Origin of the sequence: Anabaena sp. 4-3, assembly GCF_001597745.1 — a bacterium.
In the GTDB taxonomy this organism is placed as follows: Bacteria; Cyanobacteriota; Cyanobacteriia; order Cyanobacteriales; family Nostocaceae; genus Trichormus.
On the sequence record NZ_LUHJ01000039.1, the window covers coordinates 1 to 17,152 of the forward strand.

At 42.8% G+C, this 17,152-nt stretch carries 17 protein-coding genes; 9 read left to right on the forward strand and 8 right to left on the reverse strand.

The window, feature by feature from the left end; translation table 11 throughout:
- The first annotated feature begins 713 nt into the window (after window positions 1-713).
- Both A3775_RS24140 and A3775_RS10635 read left to right on the forward strand, forming a co-directional pair.
- Window positions 714-902 carry a hypothetical protein gene (locus A3775_RS24140; protein WP_156481597.1) on the forward strand — a complete coding sequence of 63 codons (189 nt, stop codon included), beginning with the start codon at window positions 714-716 and terminating at the stop codon, window positions 900-902.
- Between the two features lie 114 nt (window positions 903-1,016).
- A complete protein-coding gene (locus A3775_RS10635) occupies window positions 1,017-1,340 on the forward strand; it encodes a hypothetical protein (protein WP_066376057.1) in 324 nt (107 codons plus the stop codon).
- Here A3775_RS10635 and A3775_RS10640 read toward each other — a convergent pair.
- Both A3775_RS10640 and A3775_RS10645 read right to left on the reverse strand, forming a co-directional pair.
- Window positions 1,327-1,560, reverse strand: a complete 234-nt coding sequence (locus A3775_RS10640; RefSeq protein WP_066424896.1) for a hypothetical protein — start codon at window positions 1,558-1,560, stop codon at window positions 1,327-1,329. The genes A3775_RS10635 and A3775_RS10640 overlap by 14 nt on opposite strands.
- Before the next feature lie 108 nt (window positions 1,561-1,668).
- On the reverse strand, window positions 1,669-3,519 hold the full coding sequence (locus A3775_RS10645; protein ID WP_066376054.1) for a S8 family peptidase: 1,851 nt from the start codon (window positions 3,517-3,519) through the stop codon (window positions 1,669-1,671).
- Between the two features lie 125 nt (window positions 3,520-3,644).
- Between A3775_RS10645 and A3775_RS10650 the strand changes: the two genes are divergently transcribed.
- The 5 genes from A3775_RS10650 to A3775_RS10675 all read left to right on the forward strand — a co-directional run bounded on the left by A3775_RS10650 (window position 3,645) and on the right by A3775_RS10675 (window position 8,439).
- On the forward strand, window positions 3,645-4,079 hold the full coding sequence (locus tag A3775_RS10650; RefSeq protein WP_066376051.1) for a hypothetical protein: 435 nt from the start codon (window positions 3,645-3,647) through the stop codon (window positions 4,077-4,079).
- Between the two features lie 223 nt (window positions 4,080-4,302).
- Window positions 4,303-5,949 carry a hypothetical protein gene (locus tag A3775_RS10655; RefSeq protein ID WP_066424898.1) on the forward strand — a complete coding sequence of 549 codons (1,647 nt, stop codon included), beginning with the start codon at window positions 4,303-4,305 and terminating at the stop codon, window positions 5,947-5,949.
- A 54-nt stretch (window positions 5,950-6,003) separates the two neighbouring features.
- Window positions 6,004-6,825 carry a bifunctional hydroxymethylpyrimidine kinase/phosphomethylpyrimidine kinase gene (gene thiD / locus A3775_RS10660; RefSeq protein WP_066424900.1) on the forward strand — a complete coding sequence of 274 codons (822 nt, stop codon included), beginning with the start codon at window positions 6,004-6,006 and terminating at the stop codon, window positions 6,823-6,825.
- Window positions 6,826-7,058: 233 nt separating this feature from the next.
- A complete protein-coding gene (locus A3775_RS10665) occupies window positions 7,059-7,667 on the forward strand; it encodes a hypothetical protein (protein WP_066376042.1) in 609 nt (202 codons plus the stop codon).
- A gap of 433 nt (window positions 7,668-8,100) precedes the next feature.
- Window positions 8,101-8,439, forward strand: a complete 339-nt coding sequence (locus tag A3775_RS10675; protein ID WP_066376035.1) for a P-II family nitrogen regulator — start codon at window positions 8,101-8,103, stop codon at window positions 8,437-8,439.
- Window positions 8,440-8,585: 146 nt separating this feature from the next.
- On the opposite strand, the gene rdgB is transcribed toward A3775_RS10675, so the two are convergent.
- The 5 genes from rdgB to A3775_RS10705 all read right to left on the reverse strand — a co-directional run bounded on the left by rdgB (window position 8,586) and on the right by A3775_RS10705 (window position 14,369).
- Window positions 8,586-9,170 carry an RdgB/HAM1 family non-canonical purine NTP pyrophosphatase gene (gene rdgB / locus A3775_RS10680; RefSeq protein ID WP_066376033.1) on the reverse strand — a complete coding sequence of 195 codons (585 nt, stop codon included), beginning with the start codon at window positions 9,168-9,170 and terminating at the stop codon, window positions 8,586-8,588.
- A 98-nt stretch (window positions 9,171-9,268) separates the two neighbouring features.
- Window positions 9,269-10,705 carry a phosphoglucomutase/phosphomannomutase family protein gene (locus tag A3775_RS10685; RefSeq protein WP_066424901.1) on the reverse strand — a complete coding sequence of 479 codons (1,437 nt, stop codon included), beginning with the start codon at window positions 10,703-10,705 and terminating at the stop codon, window positions 9,269-9,271.
- 136 nt (window positions 10,706-10,841) lie between these two features.
- The gene (locus A3775_RS10690; RefSeq protein ID WP_066376022.1) at window positions 10,842-11,339 is read right to left on the reverse strand and encodes a plasmid segregation centromere-binding protein ParR; all 498 of its coding nucleotides are present in this window, start codon (window positions 11,337-11,339) and stop codon (window positions 10,842-10,844) included.
- Between the two features lie 5 nt (window positions 11,340-11,344).
- A complete protein-coding gene (locus A3775_RS10695; RefSeq protein WP_066376019.1) occupies window positions 11,345-12,481 on the reverse strand; it encodes a ParM/StbA family protein in 1,137 nt (378 codons plus the stop codon).
- Between the two features lie 805 nt (window positions 12,482-13,286).
- Window positions 13,287-14,369 (reverse strand): Gfo/Idh/MocA family protein, encoded by a 1,083-nt coding sequence (locus A3775_RS10705; RefSeq protein ID WP_066376018.1) that lies wholly within the window; start codon window positions 14,367-14,369, stop codon window positions 13,287-13,289.
- A gap of 433 nt (window positions 14,370-14,802) precedes the next feature.
- On the opposite strand from A3775_RS10705, the gene A3775_RS25240 reads away from it, so the two are divergent.
- Together A3775_RS25240 and queC are read left to right on the forward strand one after the other, a co-directional pair.
- Entirely contained in the window at window positions 14,803-14,931 is a 129-nt protein-coding gene (locus tag A3775_RS25240) for a hypothetical protein (protein WP_255363861.1), read from the forward strand.
- A complete protein-coding gene (gene queC / locus A3775_RS10710) occupies window positions 14,928-15,602 on the forward strand; it encodes a 7-cyano-7-deazaguanine synthase QueC (protein WP_066376017.1) in 675 nt (224 codons plus the stop codon). Before A3775_RS25240 ends, queC begins: the two co-directional genes overlap by 4 nt.
- 80 nt (window positions 15,603-15,682) lie before the next feature.
- On the opposite strand, the gene A3775_RS10715 is transcribed toward queC, so the two are convergent.
- Window positions 15,683-17,032 carry a hemolysin family protein gene (locus tag A3775_RS10715; protein WP_156481601.1) on the reverse strand — a complete coding sequence of 450 codons (1,350 nt, stop codon included), beginning with the start codon at window positions 17,030-17,032 and terminating at the stop codon, window positions 15,683-15,685.
- Window positions 17,033-17,152 lie beyond the last annotated feature (120 nt).

Genomic DNA, 17,152 nt, shown 5'->3' on the forward strand with positions numbered 1-17,152 from the left:
AATTGGTAGATGCACCCTGATAACTAACTCCCCTGGTTGGCTAACACCTGACTAGGGGCTTTTTTTGTAGTTGACAACCAGTAAGTCCAGATGGGATTTACTGATTGCCTCTAGAAACCACTGATTATTTTGATGAATGTACCCTAATCAATAACTCCCCGAACTGACTGCCACCGATTGGAGCTTTTTTTTTCGCAAGCAAAAAAGCAAATCCATTTGTGACAATTTTCTCCGGAACATACTGTTGAATTCTGGAATAGTGAATTGGTAGATGCACCCTGATAATTGCCTCCCCTAGTTGGCTGCCACCACTGGGGGTTTCTTTTGGAGATCAATTACAGAAAATCTTACCGTCAAAATTATCCGGGAGACTGTAATTTACCGTGGAACAATTAATTGGTCAATGCAGGTAAATGCAGGTAAATGCACCTTAATAACTAACTCCCCTGTTTCGTGAATATTCCCTGGAATCATCAGGGGTAAATCTTGAGTTTGTCTGCCCTGGTTCTTGGTAGTTGCTTAGGGCTACATTCTAGCTCAAGATTGGAGTTATATTCTAGCCCAGATGTTGTGTTGTTGGCCTGAATGTTATAGTCTCTTGACCATATTGGCGTGAGACTCCGCAATTATATCCTATTTTTGCACGTTTGCAGTGTAAATTTATCGCAAAGCTATTACTCATATAGAATTAAGTAATCAAGAGAAAGTTCCCTGTGAGTTTTGCTGATTACTTATTTGGCTGTGCGATCGCCTCACCATTGAGCAACAATGATGCGAGGAATGATTGGTTGCTCCGGGATATCCTGATTTCAGGCGATGGCTATATATTAGTTCAGCGATTATTGCGATTTTTGTACAGCAAGAGCATATTTGAGCCTTTATGTGTTAACCTTGATTTTTGAAAATTTTTAATTTTTATCGAGAATTTTTACTTTTATCCGAGGATTGATTAATACCCCCAGCCGAAAAGCTATGCTGAAGTATATCGGCAACCTCAAAAATATACATATAATTACATGAGTTTAGCTGTTATTAAATTTTCTTCCGAAGAATGCGGCATCTGTCACAAAATGTCTTTTTATGACCAAAAGGTGGCTGAGGAACTAGGTTTGCAATTTATTGACGTAAAAATGCAAGATACAGCGACCTACCGCAAGTATCGCAAGATACTGCTCACCCAGTATCCTGATAAATCAGAAATGGGATGGCCTACCTACATTATTTGTGAGTCTCCCGAAGGCGAATTTCAAATCATCGGCGAAGTCAAGGGAGGCCATCCCAAAGGGGAATTTAGAACTCGTTTACAGCAAGTTCTCGATTCCGCCGCTAGTCAGAATTAAGCAACTCAAATGATTGTACTTCTAGAACAGGGCCAATCATGGCAATAGTCATGATATCTTCGCGCACCTGTCCTGTAACTTGGGCTTGTTGTCCAGCTTTGAGCAGTTCTTTGTCTGCACCCTTGAGAATTTCATAGGTGACACCCTCATTGGTGACTAACGCCCATGCGCCCATACCAACTTGACGGCGTTCAATTGTACCTGTGATTGTGATGCTCATAAGAGTTAGGAAGTAGGGGGATGAGGGGGATGAGGGGGATGAGGGGGATGAGGAGAAAAATCCTGTGCATCGATTCCCAATGCCCAATGCCCCATGCCCCATTTCCCTTTAAGCTGTTTGTTCTTCGTCTTTCAATGCTAAACGAGCTAGTCCGTAACAGAGTAGGGCGTTGACTATGAGGAATATTCTGGCTAAGTTAACGTTACCAAAACCCCACACGGCTGGTTGTAAAACTGCGCTGACTGTTAAACAAGCGGCTACACCTAGGGTAGAACCAATAGCAAACCATTTCCAGTTGGGATGACCTAATAACAAGGCCATTAATACAATTGGAATTAATACACTGGCAAAGATGGGATTTAAGGCATCTGTACCTTGTAGGGTGTTGCCTAATTCGGGAATGGAACTACCTAAAACACGGAATGGCCACTGGGGTAGGTCAAATATATAGATGCCTTTGAGGAAGAATAACCCAGAACTACCAAAAATCAAGCCGCTAGATAACGACCAACTCCAAGTAAAGGGGAAGTAAACCCGCAAAAACCACGCTAGGATATAAGAACCAAGTACCATTAATACCTTTGGTAACAGTGCGACTGCACCGCCATCTATCCAAAAACCAGGGTTAAGATAGCCGTTATCCCGCAACCACCGGAAGAAATCTTGGAAACTGATTTGTCCCTCGGTGGCGAGTTTGATGGCTGCTTCGGCGTTGAGTTGTCCAGCACCGTAGTAGTTGAGTCCATCATCTTTAATGACTCTGGCTGACTGCTTGAGGACTTTTAAAATTTCGTCTGGTTCTGTGATGCCTGTAGTTTTGATTAAGGCTGCAACACCAGCAACGTGAGGTGCAGCCATGCTGGTTCCTTGGAGTCCGAGAAATACGTTTTGCCCTTCTTCGTTGATGGTTTCTTGTAGAATCGCACCGGCATCAGTGCCACCAGGGGCGGAAATATCAACGCCAGCACCAAAGTTAGAATAGGGGGCTTTTTCGCCATCAGGCCCAAAGGCGGAAACACCGATGACATGAGGATAACGGGCGGGATAGGCGGCAGAATTTTCGTTTTCGTTACCGGCTGCGGCGATGATAACTACACCTTTGTTGTGGGCGTAGTCAATGGCTTGTTTGAGTAGTTGACTTTCACCGCCACCCCCTAAACTCAGGTTAATGACATCTGCGCCTTTATCGGCGGCAAATTTAATTGCTTCGGCAATATCCGCTACAGTTCCGCCACCATAGGCACTCAAGACTTTTAGGGGCATAAGTTGGGCTTCGTAGGCAACTCCTGCTACACCATATTTATTATTGGTGGCTTGGGCGATAGTCCCGGCGACGTGAGTACCGTGTCCGTTGTCATCGCTGGCTTCTTCTTTGTCGTTGACGAAATCGTAACCTTTGACGAATTTTGTTTCTTGTAAGTCTCTGACTTTGGTAATACCTGAGTCGATGACAGCGACGGTTGCACCGTTACCTTTGGTTTGACTCCAAGCACCTTCTACGCCGATTTTGTGGAGGTTCCACTGTTTGCTGTAATATTCGTCATTGGGTGCTGTTAGTGAGGGTTTTACGTCTTCACCGTTTTGGGGTATTAAGATTTCGCCGATCCAAGTGGGTTTAGCGGCTGGCTCAATCAGCTTGTAGATATAATTCGGCTCGATTATTTCTGTAGCTTGAGCGAAGGGGGATTTTTTCAGTTCTTTGAGGCGATCGCGATCGCCTTTGATAATATAAACATTGTCTGAGGCTGAGAATTTATTATCTAACTGAGGAGTAACGTTGTATTTTTGGGCGATCGCTTGTAAATCTTGCTTAATTACCTCTGCTGGAATATCTTCGCGAAAATCTAATAAAATTGTCTCGAATTCGCCTTTGGCTGCTAATCCCTGAAAATTCAGGAAACCAAACACAGCCCCTACTAACCCGATGACAAACAAGCACAATATTATAAGTTTTCTCATACCAACTCATCACCGCTTTTTGCCAGTTTGCTCACTACAATAACTTATCTGTGTCCCTATGGGGTGAACTTTGCAATTAAGTTAAACCTTTTTAGTTAAATCTTTGACTGAGGAATATTTAAACAATGGAACGTGGTCTTTTCTGGTTGCCTCTGTTAATTATCTTTTTCTGGTTGGCTTGGCAAGGCGCACAAGAGTATCAAAAAGTTGAAGCTTATCGGGCTTGGGCAGAGCAATTTGAACGGGCTAAATACGATATATATGCAGTATTAGGTCAAAAAGGTGACGATATCACTTGGGGTAAACCCACAGCTAAAGGGATAATTCAACCGCAAACTTTTTCTTTAGTTGATGTCCAAAAAATCCAACTTCTGATAGATGGCAAAGTAGTAGATATAAATTTATTACCAAATAAAGGACGTTCTATCGAGCTAGAATTTATCTTAACCGACACAGCTAACTCAATAAAAGTTCCGTTTACAGAAATTCCCCTGGCAGCAGAATGGGGTAAATTTTTGCAAAGCACATTGCAAACTCTAGATAATCAACAAAATTCATAGGTAATAGTTAATTGACGCAATTTTTTGTAGGGTGGGCATTGCTGACAATTTGCTAAGACACTTAATTTTATATTGTTGGCAATGCCCACCTTAACCTGATTGAGAATGATGCCAGACATAACTATTATTTTTAATTAATAACTATCAGAAAACTAAAATTATAGATTTGTAGTTAATTATTTAGATAAAAACCGGAAAAATTGATTAAAATTCAGGGTAAATCATGAAAATAATTATGCCATTTATTTCCGTGGCGTTATTACTCACCGCTTGTTCTGCCGGTGATGACGCTTCCTCGCAAGTTATAAATACTATTCCAGCCAAGGTAGAAAACTGTCCCCAGGCGGAAGTTGTTTATTTAACTGCACTCCAGCCAAACCAAAGCTTTTATGATCGGTTCGATTTTCATACTCGTAATATTGTCGCAGATGCCGACTTAATTAAGTTTCAAACTTTAAACCAAGATTTTGTTTTTTGCAGAAGTAACAATACTTGGACAGTGCAACCAGGTACTTTACCCAAGGAATCACAACCAGAAAGCAATTATGAGGACTTCGTGCAAGAGTTGGTAAATCCCAAGTTTAAAAATATTAACTTTCAAGGGAAAAATTATCAGTATCGAGTGGTTAGAGAACCAAAATTAAATGTGGGAGAAAATAATATTATTTCCCAGCCAGAAGTCACAGACCCCACAAAGGATAAAGTTGTCTTTGAATTAGTTACGCCTAATAGTAAAAACCCACAGCAACAAACACTATATACTCTCAAAGACTTGCAGGATGCAGCAGTAAAAGCGGGATATTCTGCTGTAGGAAATCAATTAGGTTTTCCTCGCATTACATCTGCTATGGTTTATGGAGAACGTCTATGGTGGTCGGTTGCTTTTGAACAAGGTGAAGGCAACAATGGCATTGCGACTATTGTCAGTTATGACCCAAAAACTGATAAATTTAGTGTCATGCAACCGGAAGGTTTAGGATTTACTCAAATTACGGATTTAGCCATTACTGGTGATGTCAATAGTCCTACTTTTTGGATGGGTACTAATATTAGTGGTGAAGGAAATCTCTACATTCCCGCTCAAGGTTTAGTTGCTTACCGTCCCAATTCACAAAATCCTAATTCTGGAACTTTGACGGCTTACACAGTACATAACAGTCCCTTGGTGGGGGCAATTCCTGACAAACTGAGATTAGAGAATGATCAGTTATGGGTTAGTACCGCTAACGGTGTTTGTCAAGTTAAATGGCAAACTGCTGATAATGCTGATAGTTGGTCTTGCTGGCGATTTGCGGCTATGGCTAAACTACCAGAGAATCTACCAGTTTATAGTGCTTTGACTAATAAAACTGCGGCTGCGGCTTTATCTCCCAACAATAATGGGGAGACTGTAGAAGTGTTGTGGTGGAATCCTATCAACTTCCAAACGCAAACGGGACGTTATGAGGTGAGATATCCCCAAGGCTTCACTGTCAAGTTAGATGAAGGTGCTAGCCTCTATGAGTTTCAGCGTCTTTTACCGCCAGGAAAGCCGCCTGTTGACTGGCCTGGGTGGCAATGGCATTGGAACGGAGAACGTTTTATCCGTGGTTGGGATGAAGTATCATTAAATTTAGTCGGTGGTGGCCCGCGAGGTATTGGTTCTGGTCAACTGAACCCCGATGTTCCTATTAATTGGAATGCGATTCGTGGCGATTTAGAGTTACTCGACCTGTCAAGCAAATCGACTCATGTAAAATATTATTCTGGGTGGGTTGATGAGAATAAAATTCAACCTTACATTACGGTTGTACCGCCAGCAAAGCCTCAAAATCCTCAACCAAATCCTTTGGCAGCTATAGCCAAGCAGTTACCATCTAGTCAAAGATAGGGGTGTCAGGGTGTAGGGGTGGAAAAAACCCTTTCTTTGTGAGTAAATTTTGCTATGAATGCTGAGAAAATATCGAGGATTCCTGTTGCTTTAACTATTGCAGGGTCGGATAGTGGTGGTGGTGCAGGAATTCAAGCTGATTTACGTACTTTTGCTGTTCACTGTGTCCACGGTGCTAGTGCTATTACCTGCGTGACTGCACAAAATACTCTAGGGGTGAGGCGAGTTGATGCGATGTCGCCGGAGGCTGTTGTGGCGCAAATGCAAGCGGTGGTTGAGGATATTGGTGTACAAGCGGCGAAAACGGGTATGTTACTCAACCAAAAAATTATTGCGGCTGTTGCCCTACAGGTAGAGGCTTTACAAATTGATAACTTAGTTGTTGACCCGGTGATGGTATCACGTACAGGGGCGCAATTAATTGATAATGATGCGGTTAAGACACTGCGCCAGCAATTGATACCTAAAGCCGCTATTGTGACACCTAATCGCTACGAAGCCCAGATTTTAAGCGGTTTCCCGGTGAATTCTTTAGATGATATGCGGGCAGCAGCGCAAGTCATTCACCGCAGTTTAAAGGCGAAGGTGGTTTTAGTTAAGGGTGGAGGAATGCCAGGAAATGCCCGTGGTGTTGATATTTGGTTTGATGGTAGTAAGCTAGAAACACTGACTACACAGCAGGTAGATACTCAGAATACTCATGGTACTGGTTGTACTTTATCAGCTGCGATCGCTGCCAATTTAGCCAAAGGTGAAGATTTGTGGACATCTGTACAACAAGCGAAGAAATATGTTAGCACTGCACTCACTTATTCCCTAGATATTGGCAAAGGACAAGGCCCTGTAGGTCATTTTTTCCCATTACTACAAGGTTAGGGAGCAGGGGAGGCAGGGGAGGTAGGGGAGCAGGGGAGGCAGGGGAAGAAAAACTAATGACTAATGACTAATGACTAATGACTAATGACTAATGACTAATAGCTAACAATGTAATATTAGATATCTTTGCACTCCGAGCATTTTTCTATTATTCTTGGGCTAGTTTCAGGACTGACTGTCTTTTGATACTATTTCTGATACTCTCATTCACTTATTTTGATACCAACCCACTGATGCGAACAACCACAGGTTCTGTTCACGGCATTCCACCAAAACCAAATCCTCCAAGCCCTCCAACCTCTGTACCATTATACGTATATCGGGAATTAGCTACGGAATTAAAGGCAACACAGGCACAGTTAGATGCGCTGAATGCGAAAAATCGACAACTAGCGCAAGAAAATCAACGCCTGCGCCATGAAATCACTCAAGTTGTTCAGTCTTTTTTACACTTGCAAAAATTGGTCGATTCCCGAACTACGCCCAGTTATTACCCTCCTCCAGATTCTCACCCTGAAGTCAACGTTCCCAAAAATTATCAATCTACTCCCACACAACCACGCCCACCGGCTAATCGTTACCGCCAACCTGTTGTACCTGAACCACCCAGCAACAAAAGCCGTCAAACTAATTTTTCTGTCCCTGGGGCTAAAATCAGTGTTCCCATGCCAGAAACAGTATTAGTTGAAGAGCAAGAAGTAGGTTACTATCCTACCGCTAAGTCAGAAGTAAAAGAAGTTAATGGTTGGTGGTTGGCACTAGGCATTTTATTAATTATGTTGACAGCTTTTGGGGCTGGGTATTTAATTGTGCGTCCCCTATTTCAACATGAAAGTCGCTAATCAGTCCAGCGATCATAGACATAAATTTTAACCTTTTTGCTGCTAACTAATGTTATATTTATTTTTGCCATGTCGTAGTATTTGGCACTATCACTACTGCTGAGATTTTTAGCATTGGTGTTAATTACTTACAGCTAATTGCTAGATTTATGAGCATATTGAAGCAAACTTGGCATTTATTGGTTTTGAGTTATCAAAGCTACATGAAAAAAGCAAATCTGATCACAGCAGTTTAATATCAAAATTTTCCAAATTAACCAATTCATCTATAGGTGCTACTGCTAATCTGATAAATGCTGGTGTGGGTCAGATGCAGTTAAAAAAATTTGCAATTCCTACATCTGCCTTGAAAATAAGGCGAATGGTGAAAGTGTCAGATATTTGATCTGGCTAGATATATAAACGAACCATCAAAAAATCAGGAGTCGATAACGTGAAAAAAGTAGAAGCAATTATCCGTCCATTTAAGCTAGACGCAGTGAAAATCGCTTTAGTCAATGCTGGTATTGTGGGTATGACGGTTTCTGAAGTTCGTGGGTTTGGACGGCAGAAAGGGCAAACAGAACGCTATCGCGGTTCTGAGTATACTGTGGAGTTTCTGCAAAAACTCAAGGTGGAAATTGTGGTTGAAGATAACCAAGTTGATATGGTGGTTGACAAAATCATCTCGGCTGCTCGTACCGGTGAAATCGGTGATGGTAAGATTTTTATCTCATCTGTAGAGCAAGTAGTTCGGATTCGTACCGGAGAAAAGAACACCGAAGCCGTGTAAGTGCTAAGTGTTGATGCCAATTCTATCTAAGGTAACAACCAATACATCACCTAGATATTAGTAGGGTGCGTCAGATGTGGACAATCTGTGAAGGTTTACAAAATTATCTCTTCTGACGCACCCTACAAGACTTGTGGATGCAATACTTAGGACTCAGGAGTTAGCAATGTGGGTAATTGAGGGAGTAAGGCGGCAAAAGCTTTACCACGATGACTAACTGACTTTTTTAACTCTGGTGTCATTTGTGCAAAAGTCAATTGCTTTTCGGGGACGTAAAAAATCGGATCGTAGCCGAAACCACCATTACCACGGGGTGCGTGCAGAATTTCCCCAGGACAAATACCTTCTGTTTGGATAGCAATGCTACCATCAGGACGCGCGATCGCGACTACACAGACAAACTGGGCTTTGCGGTTATCTTCACTACCTAATTCTCTGAGTAATCTAGCAATCCGATCTGAGTCGGTTGTACCATAACGGGCAGAATATACGCCAGGTGAGCCATTGAGCGCATCTACCTGCAAACCAGAATCATCTGCGATCGCCCAATTTCCCGTCGCTTGAGCAATTTGTGAGGCTTTTAGACAGGCATTCTCAGCAAAGGTAACACCTGTTTCTTCAATTTCTAATTCTGCTGGCTTGAGTATTAATTCCCAGCCAGTATCTTGGAGGTAAGCTTGCATTTCCCGCAACTTACCAGGATTACTTGTCGCTACTACGAGTATAGTCATTGGTCATTAGTCATTAGTCATTAGTCGTTAGTTTTTCTCCCCCTGCTCCCCTGCTTCCCCTGCTCCCTGCTCCCCTGCTCCCCTGCTCAAGAGCTTCCTCACTCAGCCCACTGTTTCGCCCAAGCCAGAGTTTTATGCACTTCTTCCAGGGTGGAGGCTTCGCAGTAGAGGCGTAAAACTGGTTCTGTACCACTGAATCTAATCATTAACCAGCTTTGATCTGCAAGGCGGAATTTGTAGCCATCGATGGTTTTACAGTCAATTACGGCTTTACCGGCAATTTCTGTTAATGGTTGGGTTTGCAGTTGTTGGAGTAGTCGCGCCCGGACTTCCATGCTGGCTAGGGGCAAATCTATACGGTCATAAGCGGAAATAAAGCCTGTTTGCTGTTGCAAGTGGCGATAATAGTCGCCTAAATCCTGCCCAGATTCAACGATCGCCTCTAAGACATACAATGCTGATAGTAGGGCATCCCGTTCTGGTATATGGCTACCATAACCAATACCTCCTGATTCTTCCCCACCTAACAATACTGGTGCGGCTAACATTCTGTCAGCAATGTATTTATACCCTACTGGTGTTTCAAAGACTGACAGGTGATGTAGTGCTGCTACTTTGGGTATTAAATCGGAACCACTCACGGTTTTGACAATTTCGCCGGTAAAGTTCCGTCTCTGGGTGAGGTGGTCGATTAATATGGGGATTAAAACTTGGGAACTGAGGAAATTAGCGTTTCCATCTACGGCGGCGATGCGATCGCAATCGCCATCAAACACCAATCCTACAGCTAAACCTGATGGATTGGTATCGTGATGAGTTTTGATGATATTAAATAGCTCAGATAGATATTTAGGTAAAGGTTCAGGCGCACCGCCACCAAATAAGGGATCACGGTTGCTATTGATTTCTTGGACACGTTCACCTAATAATCTGCCCAAACCGCTAGCTGCTGCACCGTGCATTACATCAGCGAAGACGCTGAGTTTACCAGAGGCGATCGCTTCTCTGAGCTTGGCAATATTAACTTTTTTTTCTAAGCCTTGGATATAACTTGGCCAAGGGTCAAATTTTTCTAACTTACCAGGGGTAACTGCTGGTGATACACCTGAAGGTAATAATGCTTCTATATCTTTTGTGACTTCTGGTGAGACTGAACCACCAAAATAACCTTTAACTTTTAATCCTAAATACGCCCCTGGGTTATGACTGGCTGTAATTACTAACGCACCCAAAGCGTTAAATGCTTTTGCTGCCCAACTAAAAGCCGGGGTTGGTGCATAGCTGTCACTCAGCAGCACATCAAAGCCGACGGCGGTGACAGCATGAGCAACAACACGGGCAAAGTCTTCAGCCATAAATCGGCGGTCGTAACCCACAATAATTGTGCGACTACCTACAGTCGAAAAATATGTATTATATAATACTTTTGCTGCAACAGGTGCGACCAAAGCTAGACGTTCAAAGGTGAACTCATCGCCAATTACGCCCCTCCAGCCGTCTGTACCAAACTTGATTGGGCTAGCTATCACTGGCATTCAGGTATTCTCGGTGTACACTTGAGGATTTTAGCATTTGTATAGTTTGGGAAATAAATATTAATAATCCTTAATAGTTTTCACTATTAAGGATTTTTGATAGGAGCAAAAACTGCTCACAATTTATGATGTTTTGTTAAAAATCATCAAGATACTGACTTAAACGCCTAATCACCGGGTCAACTTCTGCTGGTGGTTCAACCGGTTCAACAGCAGGAGTCGTAGGATTGACGGTATCTGGTGCTGGTACTGGTGGAGGCGAATGGTAAACAACAGGTCGCTCTGTCACCATGATTGCCAGATGCGCCATCTGTTGAGTCAGTTGTAAAATTTGGCGTTCCATAGCCTCCAAGCGATGAGATTCCTTGGCAAAAAAACGTCCCTCAAGGTCAGCTACTTGACGTTGCAGTTCATCGATTTTCTGTTCAACCGATTCTGTTGCTGCTGTTTTTAAACCAGGTTTTACAGATTCCGGTACACATAAAGATTGCCATAAGGCTTCTTTACAGAGGTCACTGAAAGTCTTGTCAGGCTGTTGTTCTAAATAGCTTTCCACCAGTGCTAACAAACTTTCGTCAGCGACTCCTGGATTGAACGTGACCGATTTCACTACCTTTTTTGACCATTGGAACATTCTTTTTAGGACCTAGCAGATAATTGCGCCTCTCCATAAATATACTGCCCCAAGGCGTTAGCTTGCCGAGAAGGTGCTGCTAAATGGGCGTTAATTTTCGCCTCTTTGAGTAGACGTTGCACATCTTCCCAGAAGAATTCGCCACCACCACCGGTGATAATCACATCGGTAACACGTTCTGGCAACCAAGCGAGGACACGGCTACAAATTTCTCTGGAAAACTGCTCGATTAAGTTGGGCAGAAAGTCATCGAGGTTAGTGGGTTTGCTAGCACCTTTAGGACGATAAAAGCGATCGCCTTTAGGTTTATTAACCGCAGAAATTAAGGCTAGAGACTGACTATCTGCGCCCTCAATTTCAGCAGCTACCATTTCATAAAACTTGCTCATACCAAAGTCTTCACTCTTAGAAGCACCTCGTGCAAAGCGGAAGTTATCCACCATCAACAAATCGATGGTTTGGTGTCCGATATCAACGATCGCCACCGATATTTTTGTAAAATCAGGGGTGTTGGGACTCTTTTTAGGTTGGGCTTCTGACCATAATAGACTGCCATAGCCTTCTGGCATCACCCAAACTTTAGTGATATTCAAAGATAAAGATTCGCCCCGGAAATTAAGGACATGAGGCCCAGACACTTGGCTAATCAATTGTGCTTTTTCCCGTTCAAATTGTTCTAACGAGAGAAAAGGTAAACCCAGCACTACAGAAATATCATCTTTGAGTTTAAAGTAGCCAGCACTCGCCAAAACCTTGATCAGTGCATCTTCCACTTTGGACTGGCCAACTCCTAAGTTAGCCCCAAAGTCTGCCGCCAATTGACCAACAGCGTAGCCATTACCTTGATACTCCAGCCACAAATCCATCAGAGGATCGGTAGCACGGGCTTCAAACACGCCACCGCGTACCTGTTCTATAGTCATTTGTTTGACGTTGGCAGGTACAAACATCACATTGTTTGGATCACGGCTGACACAGGTTTTTGTGGAAGTTCTGCCTAAATCAACGCTGAGAATAGCTTTGCCCAAATTGTTATTTACTTTTGGGGGTGTGGTGGTATTGATGGGTACGTTAGCTGACACCCGGTTAAGCGGTATGGCAGCAGCATTCATGGGGGTAGCGGCGGAAGGTTGGTCTGTCATACAAGCTCCTAGTCCTTACTTAACTGTAAAAAGTTACCATGCACATCATACAAATAGGCCGCTTATTAGAAATAATTGGCTTCGACAAGTGTAACGACAAATACGCCCTTTTTTAAAGTTTTTGTAAAACTTGAGCGATCGCTTTGTTCAGGATTCTTGGGCATAGTCTAGGCGAATTTTTAACAGATGTAACCCCCAATTGCCAACTAAAAGTTAATGTTTTTCAAATAATCGTGTTTCTGCGCTTACGTTTGAGTATGCTGACGACCAATGCTCACACCAAACTCCCAAGTAAAATTTTCGCTCCAAGGGATAGGTACTTATCCACAACTTCAAATTCACTACCCCAGGCTGAACCTGCGTATTTTAGCCAACATACCCAAACCGCGCTCTCTAAAGTTGTATACCATAAGAATGGTAGCAATTACATATTGCTCATGCCTACGGGTACGGAATTGAAAAAAGCAGGAGGAAGCAGAAGGCAGAAGGCTAATCAACGGACTTCCACCGATTTTAGGCAATGCAACAAGCTGACCTTAAAACCTTTTCTACCCTTCTGCCCTCTGCCAAAGCCGCCCGCAGGACAGTTCAAAGTACACAGGACTTACGCAACTGGCATAATAGTAGGGTGCGTCAGATATCAACAATCTGTTTATTGACAGCATTGAAGCCGTCTGACGCACCCTACAAGACATATTTGGTGTGACACTTGCGTAAGTCCTAGTACAGTTAAAAAACACAAAATGGCAAAAATCAAATGTAGAAAATTTGACTTTTGCCTTTTGAGTTTTGATTATTAACTTTTTTAAACTGTGGGAGTCAAAGATTGTACTCTTGATTCAGATTGCCAATCCAATGGATTCCACACCCGTTCTTCTAGAGCCATCTGCTCAATTAAACTAGCTAATCTCAAAGCTTTAAGTGCTTGTTCTCCACCCACAGAAGGCTGATTCCCACCGTGTACACAGTTGACAAAATGCTCTAATTCTGCACTTAGGGGTTGAATGTTAGTAGTATAAACTTTTTCAATTAAACCATCTTGCCGATACAATACTTGCTTATGGTCATTGACGGAATTCGCAGGTGTTTGTCGATGAATTAAAATCTCATTCTTGAGAAAATCAGCTTCAGTAAACGAGTTTTTACAATGGGCGACAATGCGGCGGATTTTGCGGTGTGTGACTTTGCTAGCTGTCAAAGTGGCAACAATGCCATTAGCAAATCCCAAGGTAGCGGTGACATAATCCAAATAACCGGAGTCAGAAGCGCGAGTTCCACTAGCGGTTAACTTTGTGACTGGTGAGGCTGCCAATTCTAACAACAAGTCTATGTCATGAATCATTAAATCCAGCACCACAGACACATCATTAGCTCGGTTTGAGTAAGGACTCATGCGGTGAGCTTCTAGGGCTAGAACTTCTTCAGTTTGCAGCACCTTATGTAGTTCACGGAAAGCGGGATTAAATCGCTCAATATGACCAACTTGCAGAATGCACTGAGATTCAGCCGCCGCATTAACTAAAGATTCTGCCTCGGAAATGCTAGCAGCAATTGGCTTTTCAATTAAAACATGAATACCTGCCAATAGACAGTTGATACCCACAGCATAATGCAAGCGAGTAGGAACAGCTATGCACACCGCTTCTACATGGGGGAGCAGGTCACAGTAATCTTCAAAAAAACGTACTTTGTATTTACTGGCGGTTTCTAAGCCTCTTTCAACATTAATATCTGACACGCCCACCAGTTCTACATCTTTCATAGAACTGAGTGTACGGACATGATGTTGTCCCATGTTACCTACGCCGATTACACCTATACGAATCGGTCGTGGCTGGTTGCGCTGTGTGTATGAATTTGGTTCTGCCACTGACATCCTATTTTGCACTATTGTTCTCTCCTCAACCACCAAATTTAGAGACGCTATGGCCGTTGGCGTTTATACTAGACAGCCGATTATGCTCCGTCTAAAACCATCCAGATGGTAACATAGAGGGCTTGTTTATGAAGAATTTCAAAGGTTGACATCAGTTCCCGTAATCTAGCTGTCTTTTGCACAGACATTTTTAAATTGCTCGGTTTTTTCTGTTCTATACAAACTACAATACGTCTTTAGTATTACCTTGAAAATTCTAGTAGTTCTCCGTGAAAATTCTCAAAAGACAGTTAGACAATAAATTACCTAGGCTGAAATTTGACAATCTCATTGTTAAGAATATTACAAAATAATTAATAAAAATATCATACTGGATTGTTTAGATAAAAAAAGATTTATTTAAGACTGACAGCACGGAATCTGCCCAAATAATTTTTACATAATTATGCACAGCACTCAAAGGTTTTACCGTTTAGATTTATGGCTCATGAATTATGTCAGCCAAAAAGAAAACCATTCTTTAATCTGGGAGTATGATTTGGCGTTGAACATGGAAAATTTAAACCGGAAATGAAAGCTGTAATTTTGTTATCTGGGGGATTAGACTCTTCCACAATTCTTTACCAAGCAAAGGCTGATGGTTGTGAGTGTTACTCTATGTCCTTTGATTATCAGCAGCGACATCGCCGAGAGTTGCACTCAGCCAGGCTTGTGGCTCAAAACGCTGGGGTTGTACAGCATCAGCTAGTTAACTTTGACTTAAGACTATGGGGTGGTTCAGCACTGACAGACGATGCGATCGCTCTACCTGAAGCACGTTCTCTAGATGAGATGTCTCAAAGTATTCCCGTGACATACGTACCTGCACGGAATACGATATTTTTAAGTTTTGCCCTTGCCTATGCGGAAGCGATCGCCGCCGAAAGAGTCTACATCGGTGTAAACGCCTTAGACTACTCAGGATATCCCGACTGTCGCCCCGACTATATTCAAGCAATGCAAGAAGTTTTTCGCCTGGGTACAAAACAAGGACGCTCAGGACAACCCATTAAAATTGTTGCACCCCTCCTAGAATTGAAAAAAACCGAAATTATCCAACTAGGCAATAAATTAGGTGTCCCTTGGGAGCTAACTTGGTCTTGCTATGCTGGTGGTGATGTAGCTTGTGGTGTCTGTGATTCTTGTCGCTTGCGTCTAGCAGCCTTTGCCGAATTGGGACTTGTTGATCCATTACCCTATGCTTAGGATGGGCATGGGGCATGGGGCATGGGGCATGGGGCATTGAATAAAAATTCTTCACTGTCTCCCTCATCTCCCTCATCCCCCTATTCCCCAGTCAACCGTCGCAACTGAATTTGATGCAGTCGTGGCCCGTCAACAGATACTACAGTAAACTCAAGATTTTCATAGTGGAAAATTTCGCCGATGTTGGGCATTTTCTGCAATTGATACAGTAAAAAACCAGCTAAAGTCTGATATTCCTTGGTTAAGGGTAAATTGATATGCAAAACTTCATTTAAGTCTTCTAAGTTAATTTGGGCTTGCACTAAAAATGTTTGTGGGTCTAACATCTCAATGAGTAAATCGTCACTGCTTTGAGATTGACCTGCATCGCCAATAATTTCTGCAATCACATCTTGGATAGTTACCAGCCCGACAGCCCCACCAAATTCATCCACAACTATGACCATAGCTGGTTTTTCTTGCTGCATCATCGGCAAAAGTTCACTCAGGGGGGTGTTTTCTGGTACAAACCGAGCCGGACGCATCCAAGCTGAGATTTGGGTGTTTAAATGGAGTTTACCTAATGCCAAGGGTTTGGCTAAATCACGAAAGTAAACAATGCCGCGAATGTCGTCTAGGGATTCGCCAATGATAGGATAACGAGAGTGTCCAGTGTTGATCATTTCCTGGAGTAAGGTCTCAAAGCTGGCATCATTTGATAAGGCGACAATCCCAGTCCGGGGAATCATCACATCTTGTGCTGTGACATCACCAAATTCAAAGACATTATTCAGTAATTCTCGCTCTGTGGTTTCTAAACCAGTAGATTCCCGTTCTGTGGAGATAATCAGCTGTAGTTCTTCTGGTGTTACAGGTGGTCTCCAACTTTGGCCAGTGTATTCGATGCCAAACAATCGTAACAGATAAGTGGTTGATTGGTTGAGAATCCAAATAAAGGGGCTGAAAAAACGGACAATCGCTTTGACTAATGGCCCTAAACACCTTGCTAACTGCTCAGAGTAGAGCATGGCGACTGATTTAGGACACAACTCCCCTAAAACAATTTGCAGATAGGCTATTAAAAAAAAGGCGATGGGAATTGATAGGGAATGAGCGATCGCATGACTCATACCGGCGGTTAAAGGTAAGGATTTCAGCCAAGAACCGATAACCACTACAATCGAACTTTCGCCAATCCACCCCAAAGCCAAACTAGAAAGGGTAATACCCAACTGAGTTGTCGATAATACCCGATCAATACTATGTTGTAGTCCCTCAACGGCGATCGCTTGGATATCACCAGCCTCAACCAACTGATGAATGCGCGTTCGGCGCACCGTCACTATGGAAAATTCTGCCGTTACAAAAAAAGCATTGATTGCAATCAGCAGTAACACCGACAACAACCTTAACCCCACATTTGTCAAGCTCAAATTAGGAAATTCATTCACCGCCACAACTCATGCTATTGGGGATTGTAAGGGATTGGCGAGGAATTGGGGTGTTTGGCAAGGGGCAAAGCGGGAAAACTTTCCCCATTTCTTCCTCCTGCTTCCTCTTTCCCAACTTCC